This window comes from uncultured Mesonia sp. (assembly GCA_947499595.1).
GTDB classification, from domain to species: Bacteria; Bacteroidota; Bacteroidia; order Flavobacteriales; family Flavobacteriaceae; genus Mesonia; species Mesonia sediminis.
In genome coordinates this window covers 367,664-388,215 of record CANMOY010000001.1, presented here as the reverse complement: position 1 = coordinate 388,215, position 20,552 = coordinate 367,664, and the positions used below count along the sequence as shown (strand labels likewise).

The window sequence follows — 20,552 nt, the reverse complement described above, 5'->3', positions numbered from 1 at the left end:
GCATTTGCCCCTCCTATTAGCTTAGTATTAAATATGAATTCCTATAAAGAATAGTATATTTGTACAAAACCAGATTATGAAAATTTTTAGTGCAAAACAATTATATCAAGCCGAAGAAATCACCCAGAAAAACCAGAAAATTGATGGGATACAGTTAATGGAAAGAGCTGGCACTAGTGCTTTTGAGCAAATCCATGCCCGATTGGGGAAAGCAGCTGTACAAATCAAGGTTTTTTGTGGTGTTGGAAATAATGGCGGAGATGGCTTAGTCATAGCCAGAAAATTGATTGAAAAGGGTTATGCCGTACAGGTGTTTATCATAAATTATTCTGAACAAAGAACAGCAGGATTCTTATCTAATTATAATGCCATTAAAGAGTTATTGAATAAATGGCCTGTAATGGTGAACGAAGAATCTGAACTTCCCACAGTTCAAGCCAATGATGTGGTTATTGATGCTATTTTTGGAATTGGCTTAAACCGACCCTTAGCTTCTTGGGTAAATAAAGTTATAACTCATATAAATGATGCTGGTGCATACACCTTTGCTATAGATGTGCCATCGGGTATGCAGTTGGATAGTTATAACTCAAAACAACCTATTTTAAGAGCTAATTATACCCTTACATTTCAAGCAGCTAAATTACCTTTCTTTCTACCCGAAACTGCACCCTATGCCGGAAATATTCAAATTATAGATATTGGTTTAGATCAACAATTTTTACACAATCAAAAAGCGGTAGCAACCTTGATTACTAAAGAACAGGCGGCTGCTTTATATCAGCCTAGGTCTCGTTTTTCGCATAAAGGAGATTATGGACACGCTTATGTTATAGGTGGTAAATACGGCATGATTGGAAGCGTGATTTTAGCCACAAAAGCAGCCTTAAGAATGGGGGCTGGAAAAGTTTCTGCGGTAGTACCTACTTGTGCTTACATACCCTTGCAAACCGTTAATCCAGAGGTAATGGTGAAAACCGTAGCGCACGATGAATATCTTGTAGAGGATAATTTTGAGTTTTCAAGTAAGGATAGGATTTGTTTTGGTGTAGGAGCAGGGCAAGAAGAGAAATCTATCGAAATGTTTACAACCTTGCTGCATCAAGTAAAAACCCCTATAGTAATAGATGCAGATGGTATCAATATGCTCGGTAAAGCCCCTGAATTATTAAAATTGATTCCAGAAAAATCTATATTAACCCCGCACCCTAAGGAGCTGTTAAATTTAATTGGAGACTGGGATGATGACTTTGATAAAATCCGTAAAGTAAAAACTTTTTCAAAAAAATACAGAGTAAGTGTGATTGTTAAAGGAACTTATACTTTAACGGTAAGTGGTGACCACGTTTATATTAATACGAACGGTAACCCTGGCATGGCAACGGCAGGAAGTGGCGATGTGTTGTCGGGTATTTTAATCGGTTTATTAGCCCAAGGTTATGACCCCGCCATTAGTTGTGTTTTTGGTGTCTATATCCATGCTTTAGCAGGAGATTTAGCCATACAAAATACCATACCCGATGCGCTTTTGGCCTCAGACATAATTGCTCATCAAGGTAAAGCCCTACGTTATCTGTTTGAAAAACCCCAAGAAGCAAAGAATTCAAAATAATTTATCTTACAACCCAATAATGGGTTAATTTTAAAATTTATAATGAAACAAATACATTACATTAGTAAAGATATTTTAGACCTACCTAAAATACAACAAATTATAACCCAGTCTTATAAATTAGATCTTAGTGAAGAAGCGAAAAGTGCTATAAATAAGGCTAGAAAATACTTAGATGATAAACTAGCTGAGAGCGAAAGACCGTTTTACGGAATTAATACCGGATTTGGTTCTCTTTGCAACGTGAAAATTTCAAAAGAAAAATTGGCTCAGTTGCAGGAGAATTTAGTGGTTTCTCATGCGTGTGGGACCGGTGCTGTTATTGATTCTGAAATAGTGAAAATTATGCTTTTGCTGAAGATTCAATCTTTAAGCTATGGGCATTCAGGTGTGTCTATGTCTACCGTAGAGCGATTGATGTTTTTCTTTAATAATGATATCTTACCCGTTGTATATGAACAAGGATCTTTAGGGGCATCTGGAGATTTATCACCTTTAGCGCATTTATGCCTACCTCTTTTAGGTAAAGGAGAAGCTTGGTATAAGGGCGAACGATTAACAGGTGAAGAAATTTTAAAAAAACATAATCTTGAACCACTGGTTTTACAGTCAAAAGAAGGACTAGCATTGCTAAACGGAACTCAGTTTATGAGTGCACATGCTGTGTATGCTTTAATAAAAACCTATAAGTTAAGTTATATGGCAGATGCCATAAGTGCTGCCTCTCTAGACGGCTTTGATTGTAATTTATCACCATTTAATGAATTGGTTCATTATGTGAGACCGCATCGAGGGCAGATTAAAACAGCCGAACGTATGCTTGATTTCCTTAGCGGAAGTGAAATTGCACAACAAGCCAAAGAAAGTGTACAAGATCCTTACTCTTTTCGATGTATCCCACAAGTTCACGGAGCTAGTAAAGATACCTTGCGTTTTGTATACAAAACGGTAAAAACAGAGATAAATAGCGTTACCGATAATCCGAATATTTTTGTTGAAGAAGATGAAATTATTTCAGGAGGTAACTTTCACGGCCAGCCATTAGCATTAGGAATGGATTATTTAGCGATTGCTTGCGCGGAATTAGCCAATATTTCTGAAAGAAGAATTTATCAATTGGTATCAGGTTTAAGACAGCTTCCTATGTTTTTGGTGAATGACCCAGGATTGAATAACGGTTTTATGATTCCGCAGTATACTGCAGCTAGTATTGTGAGTCAAAATAAACAACTTTGTACACCTGCAAGTATAGATTCTATTGTTTCTTCAAATGGTCAAGAAGATCACGTAAGTATGGGGGCTAACTCAGCTACAAAGTTAATTAAAGTGGTTGATAATCTAGCTACAGTGCTGGCAATTGAGCTATTTAACGCCTCTCAGGCCTTGTATTTTAGAGAGCCTTTAAAATCTTCACCGTTTGTTGAGCAATTAATCACGGCGTTTAGAACTGAGGTTCCCGTGGTTAAACAAGATAAGGTAATGGCAAATGAGATCCATAAAGCGGTAGACTTTATAAATCAGTTTACAATCGATGAAGAATTGTTGTTTTGCAGTTAAAAATATTCATTAACTTAGAGCTTAGTTGTAAAATTATATATTTTGAAAAATAAAATTATTTTAATGTTAGGTTTTTCGTTTGTGAGTTACAATTTATTCTCTCAAATAGACTCAACCAAGACATCTTTTCTATTGGATAAATCGGTAGAAAATGCGGTTTTAATAGATAACTCTAGTTTAGGAAATATGATATTCGTAGAGAAGAACAGAAAAAATGTTAATTCTAAAATCCTAATTTATCATAATAATAAATTTTATCAATTTGATAATTATATAGACAGTTTAAGGTTAAAAGAAAATATTAAATTTAAGATTTTACGAGGTGAGGAGCTGAAGGAATTTTTATATAATAAAATTAATACAGTTATTCTTACAGAATCCGATTATACAACCCATAAAAAACAAACCAATTAAGTTTGGTTATGTAAGGTTTAAATTTAAAAAGCCTCAACTTTAAAAGTTGAGGCTTTTTAAATTTAATTATACCTTAAACTAAGAGTCTTCTTGTTGTTCTGGTGTTTCTTTTTTAGTGATTTGTACAACAAGTTGTTTGTTGTCTTCATTTAGATCCATAACAACAAGGTCTCCCTCTTCTAATTTGGTATTTATAATTTCTTCCGCTAAGGCATCTTCAACGTATTTTTGAATTGCCCTTTTCAACGGTCTGGCACCATATTGCTGATCAAAACCTTTATCGGCAATATAATCTTTGGCTTTCTCTGTGAGCTCTAAATTGTAACCTAAATCTTTAACGCGAGTAAATAGTTTAGCAAGCTCAATATCTATAATCTTATGAATATCTTTTCGCTCTAGCGCATTAAAAATAACTACATCATCAATTCTATTTAAAAATTCTGGAGCAAAGGCTTTCTTTAGTGCGTTTTCTATTACACTTTTTGTGTTGGCATCGGCTTGCTCTTTTCTAGCTTTAGTACCAAACCCAACTCCTTGACCAAAATCTTTTAATTTACGTGCTCCGATATTTGACGTCATGATGATAATGGTATTTCTAAAATCTATTTTTCGTCCAAGACTATCGGTTAAATAGCCATCATCCAAAACTTGAAGCAACATATTAAATACATCTGGATGTGCTTTTTCAACTTCATCTAATAAGATAACGGCATAAGGTTTTCTACGTACTTTTTCGGTCAGTTGGCCGCCTTCTTCGTAGCCAACATATCCTGGAGGAGCACCAACTAGCCGTGATATAGCAAATTTCTCCATATATTCACTCATATCAATTCGAATAAGGGTGTCCTCATTATCAAAAAGTTCTTTTGCTAAGACTTTCGCTAACTGCGTTTTTCCTACGCCTGTTTGTCCTAAAAAGATAAATGATCCAATAGGTTTGTTAGGGTCTTTTAAGCCTGCACGGTTACGTTGTATGGCTTTAACTACTTTAGATACTGCTTGATCTTGGCCAATAACCTTTCCTTTGATTCGGTCTGGTAATTTGGCTAATTTATTGCTTTCAGTTTGAGCTATACGATTTACAGGTATTCCCGTCATCATTGAGACTACATCAGCTACATTTTCTTCATTTACAAGCTCTCTGTGTTTTTTACTTTCTTCTTCCCATTTTTCTTGTGCAACCTGTAATTCTTGTTCTAAGTTTTTTTCGTCATCACGGAGCTTGGCAGCCTCCTCATATTTCTGTTTTTTAACCACAGAGGTTTTAGTTTCTCGCACCTTTTCAAGTTGGCGTTCGAGATCTAAAATGCGTTTAGGTACCTCAATATTGGTGATATGTACTCGCGATCCTGCTTCGTCTAATGCATCTATGGCTTTATCGGGTAAGAACCTGTCAGTCATATAACGATTTGTTAATTTGACACAAGCCTCAATAGCTTCGGGAGTATAGGTCACATTATGATGTGACTCATACTTTGGTTTTATATTATTTAGAATTTCTATGGTTTCATCTACCGTAGTAGGTTCTATGATTACCTTTTGGAATCTACGTTCTAATGCACCATCTTTTTCTATGTGTTGTCGGTATTCGTCTAAAGTTGTGGCCCCTATGCATTGTAATTCACCACGTGCTAATGCAGGTTTAAACATATTACTAGCGTCTAAACTGCCTGTTGCTCCACCGGCTCCTACAATGGTATGAATTTCATCAATGAAAAGAATTATATCATCATTTTTTTCTAATTCATTCATCACTGCTTTCATACGTTCTTCAAATTGACCACGGTACTTTGTACCCGCCACTAAGCTTGCTAAATCTAGGGTTACCACCCGTTTATCAAACAAAATTCTCGAAACTTTACGTTGTACAATCCGTAAAGCTAAACCTTCTGCAATGGCACTTTTACCCACTCCTGGTTCACCTATGAGTAGCGGATTATTCTTTTTTCGTCTACTTAATATTTGCGAAACTCTTTCTATTTCTTTTTCACGACCTACTACGGGGTCTAATTTTCCTTCATCTGCCATAGCAGTTAAATCGCGACCAAAATTATCGAGAACTGGTGTTTTCGATTTTTTATTTACTTTACCTGTTTTTGATCCACTATTTGTGTCAAACGGGTTTTTACGCATACTATCGCCTTCACTGGCACCCTCATTCGGGAAATTTGCGGTGGGGGTGGGGTCTATATAATCGTTATCTTGTGTTATCATAGCTTTAAATTCTCCCTTCACATTATCATAGTCAATTTTCAATTTGTTCAATAATTTGGTGGTCGGGTCGTTTTCATTTCTTAAAATACACAGCAATAAATGCGCGGTGTTAATTGTTGAGCTTTGAAAAAGTTTGGCTTCTAAAAAAGTTGTTTTCAAAGCGCGTTCTGCTTGCCTTGTAAGATGAAGGTTTTTTTTCTCGTTGCTAATAAATGCGTTATCGGGATTTGCCGGACTCAAAATCTCAACCTTACGCCGAAGTAAATCCAAATCAATTTCTAAGGCTTCTAAAATATCTATAGCTTTTCCGTTTCCATCACGAATTAAGCCTAGGACCAGGTGCTCTGTTCCTATGAAATCGTGGCCTAAGCGTAGAGCTTCCTCTTTACTGTATGTAATTACATCTTTTACTCGGGGTGAAAAATTATCGTCCATAATTCAAAATATTCCTTTTCTCAAAAATTCAATTTACCTATTTCAAAAAGCATTCCTTTTTTTAGGCTACATGCTAATAGACAAAATAAATGGCAGAAATCAAAAAAATACGATATAAAATTACATTCGAAAGCCCATAAAACTTTGTTAATAATTTTGATGTAAAAGGCTTTAAAAACAAGCCAAATTTGCTTACATTGGCACGTTAGAAAAATTAAACTATAATATACTAGATTTATGGCTGAAGGAGAAAAGTTAATTCCTATTAATATTGAGGAAGAAATGAAATCGGCTTACATAGATTATTCTATGTCGGTTATTGTTTCCCGTGCTTTACCCGATGTGCGTGACGGATTAAAGCCCGTACACCGTAGAGTTTTGTTTGGAATGTATGAATTAGGTGTACTCTCAAACCGAGCCTATAAAAAATCAGCAAGAATTGTGGGAGAGGTGTTAGGTAAATATCACCCTCACGGAGATACTTCAGTTTACGATACTATGGTGCGTATGGCGCAAGAGTGGAGTTTACGTTATATGTTGGTAGATGGTCAGGGTAACTTTGGTTCTGTAGATGGAGATAGTCCCGCTGCGATGCGTTATACAGAGGCAAGAATGCGAAAGATTAGTGAAGAAATGTTGGCCGATATTGATAAAGATACGGTTGATCATTCTTTAAACTTTGACGATACCTTAAAAGAGCCTACTGTATTACCTACTCGAATTCCGAATTTATTGGTGAATGGGGCAAGTGGTATTGCCGTGGGTATGGCTACAAATATGCCACCGCATAACCTAACCGAAGTTGTGGATGGGACCGTGGCCTACATTGATAATCCTGAAATAGAAGTAGACGAGCTTATTGAACATGTAAAGGCTCCTGATTTTCCTACAGGTGGTATTATCTATGGGTATGATGGAGTTCGTGAAGCGTTTAAAACTGGAAGAGGGCGCGTAGTGATGCGAGCTAAAGCTACGTTTGAAGAGGTTAAAGGACGTGAGTGTATAGTGGTTACCGAAATTCCTTACCAAGTCAATAAAGCAGATATGATTAAGAAAACTGCAGACATGGTTAACGACAAAAAAATAGAAGGTATTTCGTTAATTCGAGATGAGTCTGATAGAAATGGGATGCGTATTGTATATATACTTAAACGTGATGCAATCCCTAATATAGTCCTTAATTTACTATATAAACATACGGCCCTACAGTCTACTTTTAGTGTGAATAATATCGCATTAGTGAAGGGAAGACCGCAAATGCTGAATTTAAAAGATATGATTCAGTATTTCGTAGAACACCGCCACGAAGTAGTGGTAAGAAGAACCGAGTTCGAATTAAAGAAGGCCGAAGATAGAGCTCATATTTTAGAAGGCTTAATCATAGCATCAGATAATATTGATGAAGTTATTGCTTTAATAAGAAGCTCATCAAATGCCGAGGAAGCGAGACAAAAGTTAATTGATCGTTTTGAGTTAAGTGAACTCCAAGCAAAGGCTATTGTTGAAATGCGATTAAGACAATTAACTGGTCTAGAGCAAGATAAACTAAGGGCAGAATATGAAGATTTAATGAAAACCATTGAGGAATTGAAAGCTATATTAGCTAGCAAGGAAAAGAGAATGGAGATTATTAAAGAAGAGTTGCTTGAAGTAAAAGAAAAATATGGAGACGAACGTAGATCTGAGATTAATTTCGCGGGAGGCGATTTAAGTATTGAAGATATGATCCCCGACGAACAAGTGGTGATATCCATCTCTCATGCAGGCTACATTAAACGTACTTCTTTATCTGAGTATAAAACCCAAAAAAGAGGTGGTGTAGGATCAAAAGCTAGTACTACGCGTAATGAGGACTTCTTAGAAGATCTATTTGTAGGGACCAACCATCAATATATGTTGTTTTTTACCCAAAAAGGAAAATGTTATTGGATGCGTGTTTACGAAATACCAGAAGGTAGCAAATCTTCCAAAGGTAGAGCGATACAAAACTTAATTAATATTGATCCAGAGGATAAAATAAAAGCCTTTATTTGTACTCAAGACCTTAAAGACGAAGACTACATAAACGGTCATTATGTCATAATGGCAACTAAAAAAGGTCAGGTTAAGAAAACATCATTAGAGCAATATTCAAGACCTCGAGCCAATGGTATTAATGCCATAACCATTAAGGAAGGTGATGAGTTGCTTTCTGCAAAATTAACTAATGGAGACAGTCATGTAATGCTTGCTCTTAAAAGCGGTAAATGTATCCGATTCGAAGAAAGTAAAACCAGACCTATGGGCCGAAATGCCTCTGGTGTACGAGGAATTACCCTAGGTCACGATAAAGATGAAGTGGTTGGCATGATTACCATTGAAAATCCTGACGAAGAAACTGTTTTAGTGGTTTCAGAGAACGGATATGGTAAACGAACATTTATTCAGGATCCTGAGAATGGTGAAGATATTTATCGCGTTACCAATAGAGGTGGAAAAGGAGTTAAAACCATTTCTATAACCGAGAAAACAGGCGAGCTGGTTACCATAAAAAGCGTGACCGATAATGACGATTTAATGATTATTAATAAATCTGGATTAGCAATTCGTATTGAGGTTAAAAATTTAAGAACTATGGGTAGAGCCACGCAAGGGGTTCGTTTAATTAACCTAAAAGGCGATGATTCTATTGCTGCCGTGGCTAAGGTGGCAAATGAAGAGGAAGAAGAAACTTTAGAAGAAATCAACCCAAATGAATCTGGGATTAACAATGAAGTTCAAGATAGTGCCAATGAAAATGGCACAACTATTGAATCGGATGATGAAAAATAATTTATTAGCAATTTATTAATTATGAAAAAGAGTATAATTACTATAGGTTTAGCCTTTTTAACCGTGGGCGCTTTTGCTCAGAAAAAAGAGATAAAGAATGCGCTTAAAGCTACCGAAGCAGGAAAGTATAGTGAAGCAAAAAACTTACTACAATCTGTAGAAAGCATGGTAGAAACAGAAAAAGATAAAGTTAAAGCAGATTTTTACTTAGCAAAAGGAAATGCTTTTATGGGAGATCCTAAGGCCACTACAGATAATACATCAGAATTGGTTATGGCTGCCAAGGCGTATAAAAAAGCAATTGACTTAGGTGAAAAAGATGCAGAACAGAAATTAGCTTTACTTAAAGCTAAAATGATTAATTCTGCTGTTGAAGACCAGAAAGCTTCAAAATTTAGTGAAGGTTCTAAAAAATTAATTGCTTTATATGAGTTAGACAAAAGTGATACATTGAGCTTGTATAACGCGGCCAGTCTAGCTGTGGCAGGAAAAGATTATGATAAGGCATTAGAGTATTACCTACAGCTTGACGAAATGGGCTACGAAGGTACTAGTACTATTTATACAGCCGTAAATAAAGAAACGAATGAAGTAGAATCTTTTGCTAACAAAAATCAACGTGATATTTATTTAAAATCAGGATCTCATATCAAACCTGAAACAAAGCAATCTGAATCGAGACGACCAGAGATTATTAAAAACATCGCCCTTATTTATGTTGAGCAAGGTAATCAAGAAAAAGCTATGACTGCTATTGCAAAGGCAAAAGAAGAAAGCCCGAATGATACTGCATTATTACTATCTGAAGCCGATATTTATCATAAAATGGATAAGATGGATAAATATTCAGAAACGGTAGAAAGAGTTCTTGAAATTGAACCAAACAATCCGGTATTGTATTATAATCTTGGTGTAAGCTCAATGAGTATGGGCGCTACACAAAAAGCCATTAATTACTATAAGCAAGCTATTAAGTTAGATCCAGACTTTACTAATGCCTATGTAAATCTTGCTTCAGCGATACTTGATCAAGAGAAGCCAATTGTTGAGGAAATGAATAAATTAGGAATGTCTGATGCCGACACTAGAAAATACAATAAATTACAGGAACAACGCCTTGAGTTATATAAAAAGGCAGTTCCTTATCTAGAAAAGGTGTTAGAAAAGGAAGAGAAGGGGACTGGGTTACGTCAACAGGCTACTCAAACCTTAAAACAGATATATAGTTTATTAGGGGAAACCCAAAAAGCTAAAGCTTTACAAGACTAATAAATTTGTGAAGTAATCATATAAAAAAATCGGGTTGTGTAACCCGATTTTTTTATATAATCTTTTTTATAACTCTTAGATTATGGGAATACCTATTGGTATTTACATTAAATATTCCGGTGTGATCAATTCTGTCAATTCGTACTTTTCCATGGGCGTGAATAATATAATTATCGGGCATTATAATTCCCACGTGTATAATATTACCCTCTTGATTATCAAAAAAAGCAAGGTCTCCAGGTTCACTTTCTTCCACAAAACTTAATGCTTCACCTTGCTTAGCTTGTTGAGAGGCATCTCTTTTTAAAGTATACCCATTTAATTTGTATACCATTTGTGTAAAACCACTGCAATCAATCCCGAAAGGTGTTTTACCGCCCCATAAATAAGGAGCATTTAAATATAACAGGGCTGTGGAAAGCAGATTTTTCTTTGGTTGAACTCCTGCTATTCTTCGGCCTTCATATTCACTCTTAAACCAGTGTAAGTTTTTAATGCTAGCCCCCAATGTTATAGGAGTCAGTTGCTTAAAAGAATCTTGAATATAATCAATCAGGTCGGCAGCAAATTCAGGACTTTGTTTTTCAATTTCTTCAAATTGCACTTGGCTTATTTCATTGAAATGAAGTATGTCTAGCCATCCCTCATATCCGTCAAAGGCAATTCTTATTTTTACCCACTTTTTTTTAATTTCAATAAGCTTAAAATGGTCACCAAACAAAAGTTGGGTGACCATTTCACTGGTTTCGCTAGGTTCTAGCCTAACAGCGACACTATTTAAAGTACAAATTCCGTAACGCATTTACTAATTCTTAAGCGTTTCTTTCAATTACCATAGCAGAGGCGCCACCACCACCATTACAAATCGCAGCTGCACCAAGTTTGGCGTTATTTTGTTCTAAAACGTTAATTAAAGTGATAAGGATTCTTACACCGCTGCAGCCTAAAGGATGTCCTAGGGAAACTGCACCTCCATTTACATTAACCTTCTCGTTTTGTAAACCTAAAATTTTCATATTGGCCAAACCAACAACAGAAAAAGCTTCATTAAACTCAAAATAATCAATTTCATCTTGACTTACACCTGCTTTCGCTAAAGCCTTTGGTAGCGCCTTAGCGGGTGCTGTTGTAAACCATTTAGGTTCTTGTGCGGCATCTGCATAGCCTTTTATGATGGCCAAAGGTTTTAAACCTAATGCTTCGGCTTTTTCTCTACTCATTAAAATTACTGCTCCTGCGCCGTCATTTATAGTTGAAGCATTAGCGGCAGTTACCGTTCCTTCTTTGGTGAAAGCAGGTCTTAGCGCAGCTATTTTATCCATTCTAACATTTTTGTACTCCTCATCTTCTTTAACAACAACGGGGTCGCCTTTGCGCTGTGGTACCTCAACAGGTACAATTTCATTGTCAAACTTTCCGCTTTCCCAAGCTTTTTTAGATCTCTCATAAGATTCTATAGCGAACTGGTCTTGATCCTCTCGAGAAAATTCATATTCGTTAGCGCATAAATCGGCACAAACTCCCATTGCATTTTGATCGTACGCATCAACCAAACCGTCTTTTTGCATTCCATCAATCATTTGTGCAGGACCAAATTTAGTTCCTTTTCTTAAATGCAAGTAATGTGGTATCTGGCTCATGTTTTCCATACCTCCAGCTACAATTACTTCGGCATCACCTAAGGCGATACTTTGTGCAGCTTGCATAACAGTTTTCATCCCACTAGCGCAAACCTTATTCACTGTGGTACAAGGTACATTTTCTGAGATGCCGGCCGCCAACGCAGCTTGTCTAGCTGGTGCTTGACCGTTACCAGCTTGAACAACATTTCCCATTAAAACTTCTTGCACCTCCTTTGGGTCTAAATTTATTTTTTCTAAAGCTCCTTTAATGGCAATCGCTCCTAATTGCGTGGCCGGAATGCTTGACAAGCTTCCTAAAAAACTACCTATAGGGGTTCTTACCGCACTTACAATAACAACTTCTTTACTCATATTCCTGTATTTTATTTTCAAGTCACGAATTTAACGATTTTCTGTTCAACAACACAATGCTTTTTAAGCATACAAGCTTATTTTTATTACTTTTGAAAGATAAGTATTGAAAATGAAAAAAGTAGTTGACACAATATATAAGAAGCAGGCACTGATTTATAAATTGTTTTTGTACCTCTTTGCGGTTTCTCTTATTGTATATCTGTTTCCTAAGGGTAATAAATTTAAATATGAATTAATCAAGGGTAAGCCTTGGCAGTATGAAAATCTTTACGCTCCTTTTGATTTTGCAATTTTAAAAACCGATGATGAGATTGCTACTGAGAGAGAAGAAATTAGAAATAATCATATTCCTTATTACGATTATGATTCAATAGCTACACAAAGCGTTTATAACAGTTTCCCACAACAATTCGATAAGGTTTTTCCAGATACAATTGGTAATGTAAAGAAAAAGTTTCTGCAACAGTCTGGTAATCAAATTTTAAATAAAATCTATCGATACGGTATACTTGTTCAAAATGTCCGATTTAATAGCAATAGTCTTATTTATTTAAAAAAAGGTAATGAAGCGCAAGAAGTGGCATATAAAAAGATTTTAAAACAAGAGAATTTAGGAGATTTTCTTGATGTGCAATTAGAAAAATCTAAACTAGAAGCTTACCGCCCTTATTATAAAGAGTTATTTTTTAATATACTTAAACCCAATGTTCGATTAAATGAAAGTTTAACCCAACATGATTTACAATCTAAATTAGAGGCTTTATCGTTTACTAGGGGGAGTATCTCAAAAGGAAGTAAGATTATCGAAAAGGGGGAAGTAATTGATCAGGATAAATTTAGGATACTGGTTTCATTACGTCAAGAATATGAATCTAATTTTTGGGGCGCTACCAGTTATTATATCGTATTGATCGGCCATACCTTATTAGTGGCCTTAGCTTTATTGATGTTATTTTTATTCATTAAAAAATATAGAGAAGAAATATTTGAGAGCAATACCAAGGTCACCTTTATTTTTATAAATATTTTAATTAGTGTTTTTCTAACGGTGACTGTCTTGCGTTTAAATGTAGACTATATTTATGTGGTGCCTCTTTGTATACTTCCATTAACCTTAAAGGCTTTTTTTGATGCCAGGTTGGGTTTATTTACTCACGTGATAACTGTTTTAATCCTTGGTTTTATTGTGCCCAATAGTTACGAGTATATGTTTTTGCAAATTATCGCTGGTATTGTAACTATTCTAACCATTTCTGAATTATACAAGAGAGCTAACTTATTTATTTCTGTAGGGCAAATTACCGCGGTATATATTTTTGCTTATTCGGCATTTACCATTATTCAAGAAGGTGATTTAAGTAAAATAGATTACCAAACTTTATTGGTATTCCTATTAAGTGGATTAGCTACTTTATTCGTTCAGCCTCTCATTTACGCTTACGAGAAATTTTTTGGATTGGTTTCAGATATGTCACTTTTAGAATTATCAGACACCAACAGTAATTTACTAAAAGAACTTTCAAATAAGGCTCCCGGTACTTTTCACCATAGTTTAAATGTGGCCAATTTAGCCGAGGCAGCGGCAAATGAAGTTGGAGCAAATGCGTTATTGGTTAGGGTAGGAGCACTTTATCACGATATAGGAAAAATGACCAATCCTACTATGTTTACCGAAAATCAAACTACTTCGGTAAACCCACACGATGAACTATCGCCAAATGAAAGTGCAGAAATTATTATAAACCACGTTGTTTACGGAATAGAGATTGCTAAAAAACATAATTTACCTGATCGAATAATTGATTTTATCAGAACGCATCACGGTACTACATTGGTTTATTATTTTTATCAACAAGCAAAAAAAGAAGCTGAGAACAATTTAAAAGACATAGATGCAGAACAATTTAAATATCCTGGTCCTAAACCCTTTAGTAAAGAAACGGCTATATTAATGATGAGTGACAGCGTTGAAGCTGCCAGCAAGAGTTTAAAAGAACCCACCGCTCAACTTATTGATGATTTTGTAGAAAAAATCATTAATAAACAAATGGATCAAGGGCAATTTTTAAATGCCGACATCACTTTTAAAGAAATACAAAACATTAAGAAGATTTTAAAACGAAAGCTCAAGAATATTTACCATCTTAGGATTGAATATCCAGAATAAGTGAGATGAAATTTGGTAAAATAAAATTATCGGAAATTGAAAAATTATATCTTCCTAAAGATCATAAGCAAACCCAAAATGTTTTGCATAAGCACAAACCGAAGTTTTTTGAAGAAATTCGAATCGGAGATTCAACTTGGACTAACTTAAAGCCGAATGGTAAAAAAACAAAGCTATCAGAATATCAAGAAAAATTAAATGCTGTAGAGCTAAATGCCTCTTTTTATAGAAATTGGTCGCCCAATCAATATCAAAAATGGCAAGAACAAGTTGACGATAATTTTAAATTTTGTCCTAAAGTACCTCGGCAAATTTCGCATTATAAAAGACTTGATAATTGTGAATTAGAACTGAATTACTTCATCGATGGTATAGCCAATTTAAGCGCTAATTTAGGAGTAACGTTTTTGCAAATGCCAGAGAATTTTCAAGCAAATGAAGCCAATTTACTGCGACTAGCACATTTTATTAAACTTTGGCCATTAGAACTACCATTAGCATTAGAATTGAGACATCGCTCATGGTTTAGAGAAAAAGATTATGCTGACCAATTGAATAATTTATTGTTGGCCTATAATATAAGTAGCGTTATAACCGATACACCAGGCGAAAGATCTGTTTTACATATGCGATTAACCACAAACACTGCGTTTATTCGTTTTAATGCTATGAATGATGCCATTGATTATGAGAGAATAAATGAGTGGTTAGATAAAATAGAAAACTGGTATAGTAAAGGGCTTAAAAAATTATATTTTTTTATACATCAAGGTGACAATGATAATAAGGAGCTATTACTGTCTTATTTTATTAAAAAATTAAACAAGAAATACCATATTAAAATTAAAAATCCAATTGAATTAATATGAGAGAGGAGATTTTAGTTACAACCGATGCTGTGATTTTTTACAAATCTAATTCAGGCATATCTGTCTTGTTAATTAAGAGAAAAAATCAGCCATTTAAAGACAGCTGGGCATTACCTGGGGGCTTCTTAGAACCTGAAGAAACCCTAAAAAAGGCTTGCGAACGAGAACTAAAAGAAGAAACAGGATTAAAGATCAAAAATTGGACGCAAATTGGGGTTTATGATAAAGTGGATCGTGACCCGAGAAAAAGAATTATCAGTGTCGCTTTTGCTAGTCTATTAACAAAAAGACCCATCGCAAAAGCAGCCGATGATGCTAAAGAAGTAAGCTGGGAGAGCTTACCCATAAAGCAAGATTTTTCTTTAGCCTTTGATCACCAGCAAATTATAGAAGACGCAATTTTAAAATTAAATATAAAAAATGAGATTTCATACACGTAAATGGGTTAAACCAGAAGACCTAAACCCTAATGCCACCCTTTTTGGCGGAAGACTTTTAAGTTGGATAGACGAAGAGGCTGCGCTCTATACAGTAGTACAATTAGAAAACCCTAAAACAGTTACCGCTTATATGAGCGAGATTAGTTTTAAAAGTTCTGCCAAACAAGGAGACATCATTGAAATAGGTATTGAAGTCGTGAAGTTTGGGAAAACTTCTATAACCCTAAGAAGCGAAGCCAGAAACATGATGACAAGAGAAACTATTCTGGTTGTAGATCAGATAATCATGGTTAATTTAGGCGAAGATGGAAAGCCAATCCCTCACGGTAAAAGCAAAGTTGAGTTTGTGCGAGATCGGCTTAAAACAGAAAAATAATTATTTAGTATTGGGTAAATATTTTTTATCGGCATAAAATGGGCCAAAGGGTAAAATAGAGCAAATTATCACAATAGCTAATGTTTTTAATGACCAGTTTAGTTTTTCATACATCCAGTATGCACCCATTACGTATAAAACAAAGAGTACGCCGTGAGCCATACCTACAGTGCTAACCATTTCTGGACTATTAAACATATATTTTAAAGGCATTGCAATCAAAAGTAATACTAAGAAAGATATAGCCTCTAAAATGCTTATCCACCTGAAAACCCGAATAAATTTATCCATAATTTTTTTAATGTAAAGATACAACAATCAAAATGCACAAATCGTAAAACAAACTAAATAATTACTTACATAATTTAGTATGTTTGTTTAAAATAAAAAACATGAAAATTTTAGTAACAGGAGGTCTTGGTTACATTGGATCACATACGGTTGTTCAATTGCTTCAAAACAACTATGAAGTCATAATAATTGATAATTTATCAAATTCTAGCTTTACAACCTTAGAAGGAATTTGTAGTATTACCAATAAATCTCCGAAATTTTCAAGATTAGATTTAAGAAATCCTTTAAAGGTACAGCAGTTTTTTGATGAGCATCCAGACATTCAGGGTGTAATTCATTTTGCAGCATCGAAGGCTGTGGGCGAAAGTGTTGAAAAGCCTTTATTGTATTATGAAAACAACCTCAATACGCTTGTTTTTCTTTTGCAGGAGATGCGAAGAAGAAACCTTAATAATTTTATATTCAGTTCTTCTTGTACCGTTTACGGTCAAGCCGATTTATTACCCATAGGCGAAAATGCTCCTGTGAAAACCGCAGAGTCGCCTTACGGGAATACCAAACAGATAGGAGAAGAAATTATAAAAGACTTTAGTAAAAGTGAAAACCAATTTAAAGCTATCGCTTTGCGTTACTTTAATCCAATAGGGGCACATCCTTCTGCGCGCATTGGAGAGTTACCTATGGGAGTGCCACAAAATTTAGTACCCTTTATAACACAAACAGCTATAGGAAAACGAGAGAAATTATCTGTATTTGGAGACGATTACGATACCGCAGATGGCACAGCCATTCGAGATTATATTCACGTAATGGATTTAGCCGAAGCGCATATGGTAGCTTTAGAACGATTAATTAAAGGGAAACAAGCTAAAAACTACGAGGTTTTTAATATAGGTACAGGTAAAGGAAGCTCGGTTATGGAGGTCATAAGGGTTTTTGAAAAAGTAACGGGACAAGCCTTAAATTATGTTTTAACAAGTAGAAGACCAGGAGATGTAGAGGCAGCATTTGCAGATACTAAAAAAGCAAACCAAGAACTAGGATGGAAGGCTAAACACAGTCTTGAAGAAGCCTTAACCAGCGCATGGGCTTGGGAAAAAAGATTAGCCGAGGCCGAAAAAAATGAAATATAATTACAAGATAAAGCCCGTTAAACTAACGGGCTTTATCTTGTAAATTTAAAAAATTACTAGAATTCGTAATTCTGTAAAGCTTCATTATACTCTCTAATTTCTTCTATATTCAATTTGTTGTCGCTATCTTTAATAAGATTAATGAAATAAATCATGCTTTGATCAGCATCAAATTCACTCTCCGTTTCATTAGCTTCCGTGGTTTCTTCTTCTAGCTCACCTTCTTCCAAAACCTCTATAGGCTCTTCTTCTGGAATAGGAATATCAAAAGTAAAAGTTTCTTCAATATGCTCATAAGCTAAACGCAAAGCTTTGGCTACAACCGGTCTTTTTTCTTCAACCGCAAATGGACGTAGCTCTTTCAAGTCGGCTACTAGAGTATTGGCAATGATTCCTACTTGATTAAGCTCATCTAAAATTTTGGCTATAAGTTTTTGTGCTTTTGGATTATTCAATGTAGCTAGTTTTTAATGTTATTAGAAATGCAAAAGTAAGAGTTTATGTCTAAAAAAGTTCAAGCTAGACTTAAAATTATCATCTAATTTTTTTTCGGTATAGATTAATGTTTTGATTTACAAACCGATAAATTTAAAACTAGAATTTCTTTTAAAATAGGCTACAAATTCCTTTAAAACTGCTTAATTTTGCAGGATTAAATTTTTAACAGGATTAACATTTAAGACTTCTTTAATGACCGATATTATGGTGGAGAATACGAAAGACAAAATTGAGAAAAGCAATACCGAAAAAGAATTGTATGGCTACCAACAAGAAGATTTGAATAAAATATTTTCTTACCTAGATGAAGCACCAGACAACTTTAATTTGCTATATCAATTACCAACAGGTGGAGGAAAAACCGTTATATTCTCAGAAATTGTTCGGCGTTATATAAATCAAACAGACAAAAAGGTTGTTATTTTAACGCACAGGATTGAGCTATGTAAGCAGACCTCAAAAATGTTGAAAGGATTTGGGGTAAAAAACAAGATAATTAATTCAAAAGTAAAAGAGCTTCCCGATCAAGACGATTATCAATGTTTTGTTGCAATGGTTGAAACTTTGAATAACCGCTTGAATGATGATAAATTAGAAGTAGCCGATGTTGGCTTAGTGATTATAGATGAAGCTCATTATAATTCATTCACAAAATTATTTAAGTATTTTGAAGACTCATTTATTTTAGGTGTTACAGCAACCCCTTTAAGTTCTAACATTAAGTTGCCGATGAAAGACAACTACCAAGAACTAATAGTTGGTAACTCAATTCCATCATTAATTCAGCAAGGATTCTTAGCGCGAGCAAAAACTTATAGCTATGATGTAGGTTTAACCTCGTTACAGGTAGGTATTAACGGAGATTACACGGTAAAATCATCTGAAGATCTTTATACAAATATGTCTATGCAAAATAAGCTTGTTCAGGCTTATGAGGAGCATTGTAAAGGTAAAAAGACCTTAATTTTTAATAACGGGATAAATACTTCGTGGTACGTCTATCAAACTTTTAAAGATGCTGGGTATGAAATCAAACACTTAGACAATACCCATTCTAAAAAAGAAAGAAAAGAAATTCTTAAGTGGTTTAAAAATAAACCCGATGCTATCCTAACCTCGGTGAGTATTTTAACTACCGGTTTTGACGAGCCTACTGTTGAAAATATTATTTTAAATCGAGCTACCAAATCGTTAACGCTCTATTACCAAATGATTGGTCGTGGTTCTCGTAAATTACCAGGGAAAGACACATTTAATGTTATTGATTTGGGAAATAATGCCGCACGATTTGGGCTTTGGGATGCACCAGTAGATTGGCAGCTTATATTTAAAAATCCAGACTACTTCTTAGAGAATATTACCGGTGATGAGGAGATAGAAAGAGAGTTTAAGTACAAGATGCCCGCTGAAATAAGGGAAATGTTCAAAAACTCAGAAGATATTGAGTTTGATATTAAAGCAGAATATGAGAAGGCGGTGAATAATGGCGAGAAATCAAAAAAGGTTTTAGAAGCTTCAATAGAGCAGCATGCCAAAATGTGTATAGAGAATAGTGAAGATGTGTTTGACGCTAGAATTTTGGCAAGAGAATTAGCCGATGATATTAGAGACCGAGTGAAGCGCTATTCTTACTGCATTATTAATAATACTAAAAATTACCGTGACTGGTTGTACGAGGATTACAATCGAAAATTGCGTTCTAGAATCAATGAATTATTTATCGATTAACAAATAATATCATTTAGAAAAAAAAACTAGCGAATTAACCGCTAGTTTTTTTTTTAATTTTGTTTTTAAAGGTTTTGTATGTGATTAGTATTTAGTTTAGGGCGCCAAAAATCATTACACCATAAATGAAAAAGCGTAAAAATCGCAATAGACCAAAAAGCAAATAACTTCCAAAAGGGAATTTAATTATACCGGCTGCAATACTTGAAATAGCAAACGGAACAGGTAGTAAAGCTCCTACCACAATTAAAAACCCTCCCCATTTTCGCATATTTTTAATATGCTTAGCCATTTTCACTTCAAGGTAGACAAAAACCGAAGGAATACTTGCAATTCCGCGTCCAGCGAAATAAGATACTATTCCGCCTAAATAAGATAATAAGGCTAAGGTAAATAAATACCAATTAGGATGTAGTGATTTTCCTGCCCAAGCAATAAAGATTTCAGGCGGGATGAGTCCTAATATAGATTCAGACAAAAAGAAAACGCTCAACACTCCAATGGGTGGAAAATTAGCGGTGATATAAGCCAATACATCGTTGATATCAATTACAAAAAAATGTACTGCAATAAGTCCGACCACAAATACAGCAATGGGAATAGCCGCCTTAAGTAATGATTTTCCTACAAACGAGTAAAACCCAGTATATGAATAATACTGGTGCAGTAATTTCCAACGGGGCTTTTTCTTAAAATTCTTGTTATTTGACATTTATTTGAGGCAAATATTAAAAGTTG

General features: G+C 34.8%; 17 protein-coding genes. 11 read left to right on the top strand and 6 right to left on the bottom strand.

Going from position 1 to position 20,552, the window contains the following annotated elements; translation table 11 throughout:
- Positions 1-76 precede the first annotated feature (76 nt).
- The 3 genes from ACH2AZ_RS01665 to ACH2AZ_RS01655 are packed head-to-tail and all read left to right on the top strand — an operon-like array spanning position 77 to position 3,583.
- Entirely contained in the window at positions 77-1,612 is a 1,536-nt protein-coding gene (locus tag ACH2AZ_RS01665; RefSeq protein WP_394906352.1) for an NAD(P)H-hydrate dehydratase, read from the top strand.
- A 42-nt stretch (positions 1,613-1,654) separates the two neighbouring features.
- Positions 1,655-3,169, top strand: a complete 1,515-nt coding sequence (hutH, locus tag ACH2AZ_RS01660) for a histidine ammonia-lyase (protein WP_394906351.1) — start codon at positions 1,655-1,657, stop codon at positions 3,167-3,169.
- Between the two features lie 42 nt (positions 3,170-3,211).
- Positions 3,212-3,583: a hypothetical protein gene (locus ACH2AZ_RS01655; protein WP_394906350.1), complete on the top strand. Its 372-nt coding sequence runs from the start codon at positions 3,212-3,214 to the stop codon at positions 3,581-3,583.
- 78 nt (positions 3,584-3,661) lie between these two features.
- On the opposite strand, the gene ACH2AZ_RS01650 is transcribed toward ACH2AZ_RS01655, so the two are convergent.
- On the bottom strand, positions 3,662-6,232 hold the full coding sequence (locus tag ACH2AZ_RS01650) for an ATP-dependent Clp protease ATP-binding subunit (RefSeq protein WP_394906349.1): 2,571 nt from the start codon (positions 6,230-6,232) through the stop codon (positions 3,662-3,664).
- A gap of 237 nt (positions 6,233-6,469) precedes the next feature.
- Between ACH2AZ_RS01650 and gyrA the strand changes: the two genes are divergently transcribed.
- Entirely contained in the window at positions 6,470-9,043 is a 2,574-nt protein-coding gene (gene gyrA / locus ACH2AZ_RS01645; protein WP_394906348.1) for a DNA gyrase subunit A, read from the top strand.
- Between the two features lie 21 nt (positions 9,044-9,064).
- Positions 9,065-10,312: a tetratricopeptide repeat protein gene (locus ACH2AZ_RS01640; RefSeq protein WP_394906347.1), complete on the top strand. Its 1,248-nt coding sequence runs from the start codon at positions 9,065-9,067 to the stop codon at positions 10,310-10,312.
- A 52-nt stretch (positions 10,313-10,364) separates the two neighbouring features.
- On the opposite strand, the gene ACH2AZ_RS01635 is transcribed toward ACH2AZ_RS01640, so the two are convergent.
- Positions 10,365-11,114, bottom strand: coding sequence for an NlpC/P60 family protein (locus tag ACH2AZ_RS01635; protein ID WP_394906346.1), 750 nt, complete (start codon positions 11,112-11,114; stop codon positions 10,365-10,367).
- A 10-nt stretch (positions 11,115-11,124) separates the two neighbouring features.
- Positions 11,125-12,306, bottom strand: a complete 1,182-nt coding sequence (locus ACH2AZ_RS01630) for an acetyl-CoA C-acyltransferase (protein ID WP_394906345.1) — start codon at positions 12,304-12,306, stop codon at positions 11,125-11,127.
- A 112-nt stretch (positions 12,307-12,418) separates the two neighbouring features.
- On the opposite strand from ACH2AZ_RS01630, the gene ACH2AZ_RS01625 reads away from it, so the two are divergent.
- From ACH2AZ_RS01625 to ACH2AZ_RS01610, 4 genes are read left to right on the top strand one after another with little or no spacing between them, the layout of a single operon-like run.
- Positions 12,419-14,476 carry an HD family phosphohydrolase gene (locus tag ACH2AZ_RS01625; protein ID WP_394906344.1) on the top strand — a complete coding sequence of 686 codons (2,058 nt, stop codon included), beginning with the start codon at positions 12,419-12,421 and terminating at the stop codon, positions 14,474-14,476.
- Positions 14,477-14,481: 5 nt separating this feature from the next.
- Positions 14,482-15,345: a DUF72 domain-containing protein gene (locus ACH2AZ_RS01620; protein WP_394906343.1), complete on the top strand. Its 864-nt coding sequence runs from the start codon at positions 14,482-14,484 to the stop codon at positions 15,343-15,345.
- The gene (locus tag ACH2AZ_RS01615) at positions 15,342-15,785 is read left to right on the top strand and encodes an NUDIX domain-containing protein (protein WP_394906342.1); all 444 of its coding nucleotides are present in this window, start codon (positions 15,342-15,344) and stop codon (positions 15,783-15,785) included. Before ACH2AZ_RS01620 ends, ACH2AZ_RS01615 begins: the two co-directional genes overlap by 4 nt.
- Positions 15,766-16,161 carry an acyl-CoA thioesterase gene (locus ACH2AZ_RS01610; RefSeq protein ID WP_394906341.1) on the top strand — a complete coding sequence of 132 codons (396 nt, stop codon included), beginning with the start codon at positions 15,766-15,768 and terminating at the stop codon, positions 16,159-16,161. Before ACH2AZ_RS01615 ends, ACH2AZ_RS01610 begins: the two co-directional genes overlap by 20 nt.
- Here ACH2AZ_RS01610 and ACH2AZ_RS01605 read toward each other — a convergent pair whose 3' ends face one another.
- On the bottom strand, positions 16,162-16,452 hold the full coding sequence (locus tag ACH2AZ_RS01605; RefSeq protein ID WP_394906340.1) for a DUF3817 domain-containing protein: 291 nt from the start codon (positions 16,450-16,452) through the stop codon (positions 16,162-16,164).
- 101 nt (positions 16,453-16,553) lie between these two features.
- On the opposite strand from ACH2AZ_RS01605, the gene galE reads away from it, so the two are divergent.
- Positions 16,554-17,588 carry a UDP-glucose 4-epimerase GalE gene (gene galE / locus ACH2AZ_RS01600; protein ID WP_394906339.1) on the top strand — a complete coding sequence of 345 codons (1,035 nt, stop codon included), beginning with the start codon at positions 16,554-16,556 and terminating at the stop codon, positions 17,586-17,588.
- A 56-nt stretch (positions 17,589-17,644) separates the two neighbouring features.
- On the opposite strand, the gene ACH2AZ_RS01595 is transcribed toward galE, so the two are convergent.
- Positions 17,645-18,043: a hypothetical protein gene (locus ACH2AZ_RS01595; RefSeq protein WP_394906338.1), complete on the bottom strand. Its 399-nt coding sequence runs from the start codon at positions 18,041-18,043 to the stop codon at positions 17,645-17,647.
- Positions 18,044-18,290: 247 nt separating this feature from the next.
- On the opposite strand from ACH2AZ_RS01595, the gene ACH2AZ_RS01590 reads away from it, so the two are divergent.
- On the top strand, positions 18,291-19,814 hold the full coding sequence (locus ACH2AZ_RS01590) for a DEAD/DEAH box helicase (protein ID WP_394906441.1): 1,524 nt from the start codon (positions 18,291-18,293) through the stop codon (positions 19,812-19,814).
- Positions 19,815-19,905: 91 nt separating this feature from the next.
- Here the strand turns inward: ACH2AZ_RS01590 and ACH2AZ_RS01585 are convergent, their stop codons facing one another.
- Positions 19,906-20,526, bottom strand: coding sequence for a YqaA family protein (locus ACH2AZ_RS01585; protein ID WP_394906337.1), 621 nt, complete (start codon positions 20,524-20,526; stop codon positions 19,906-19,908).
- Positions 20,527-20,552: the final 26 nt, after the last annotated feature.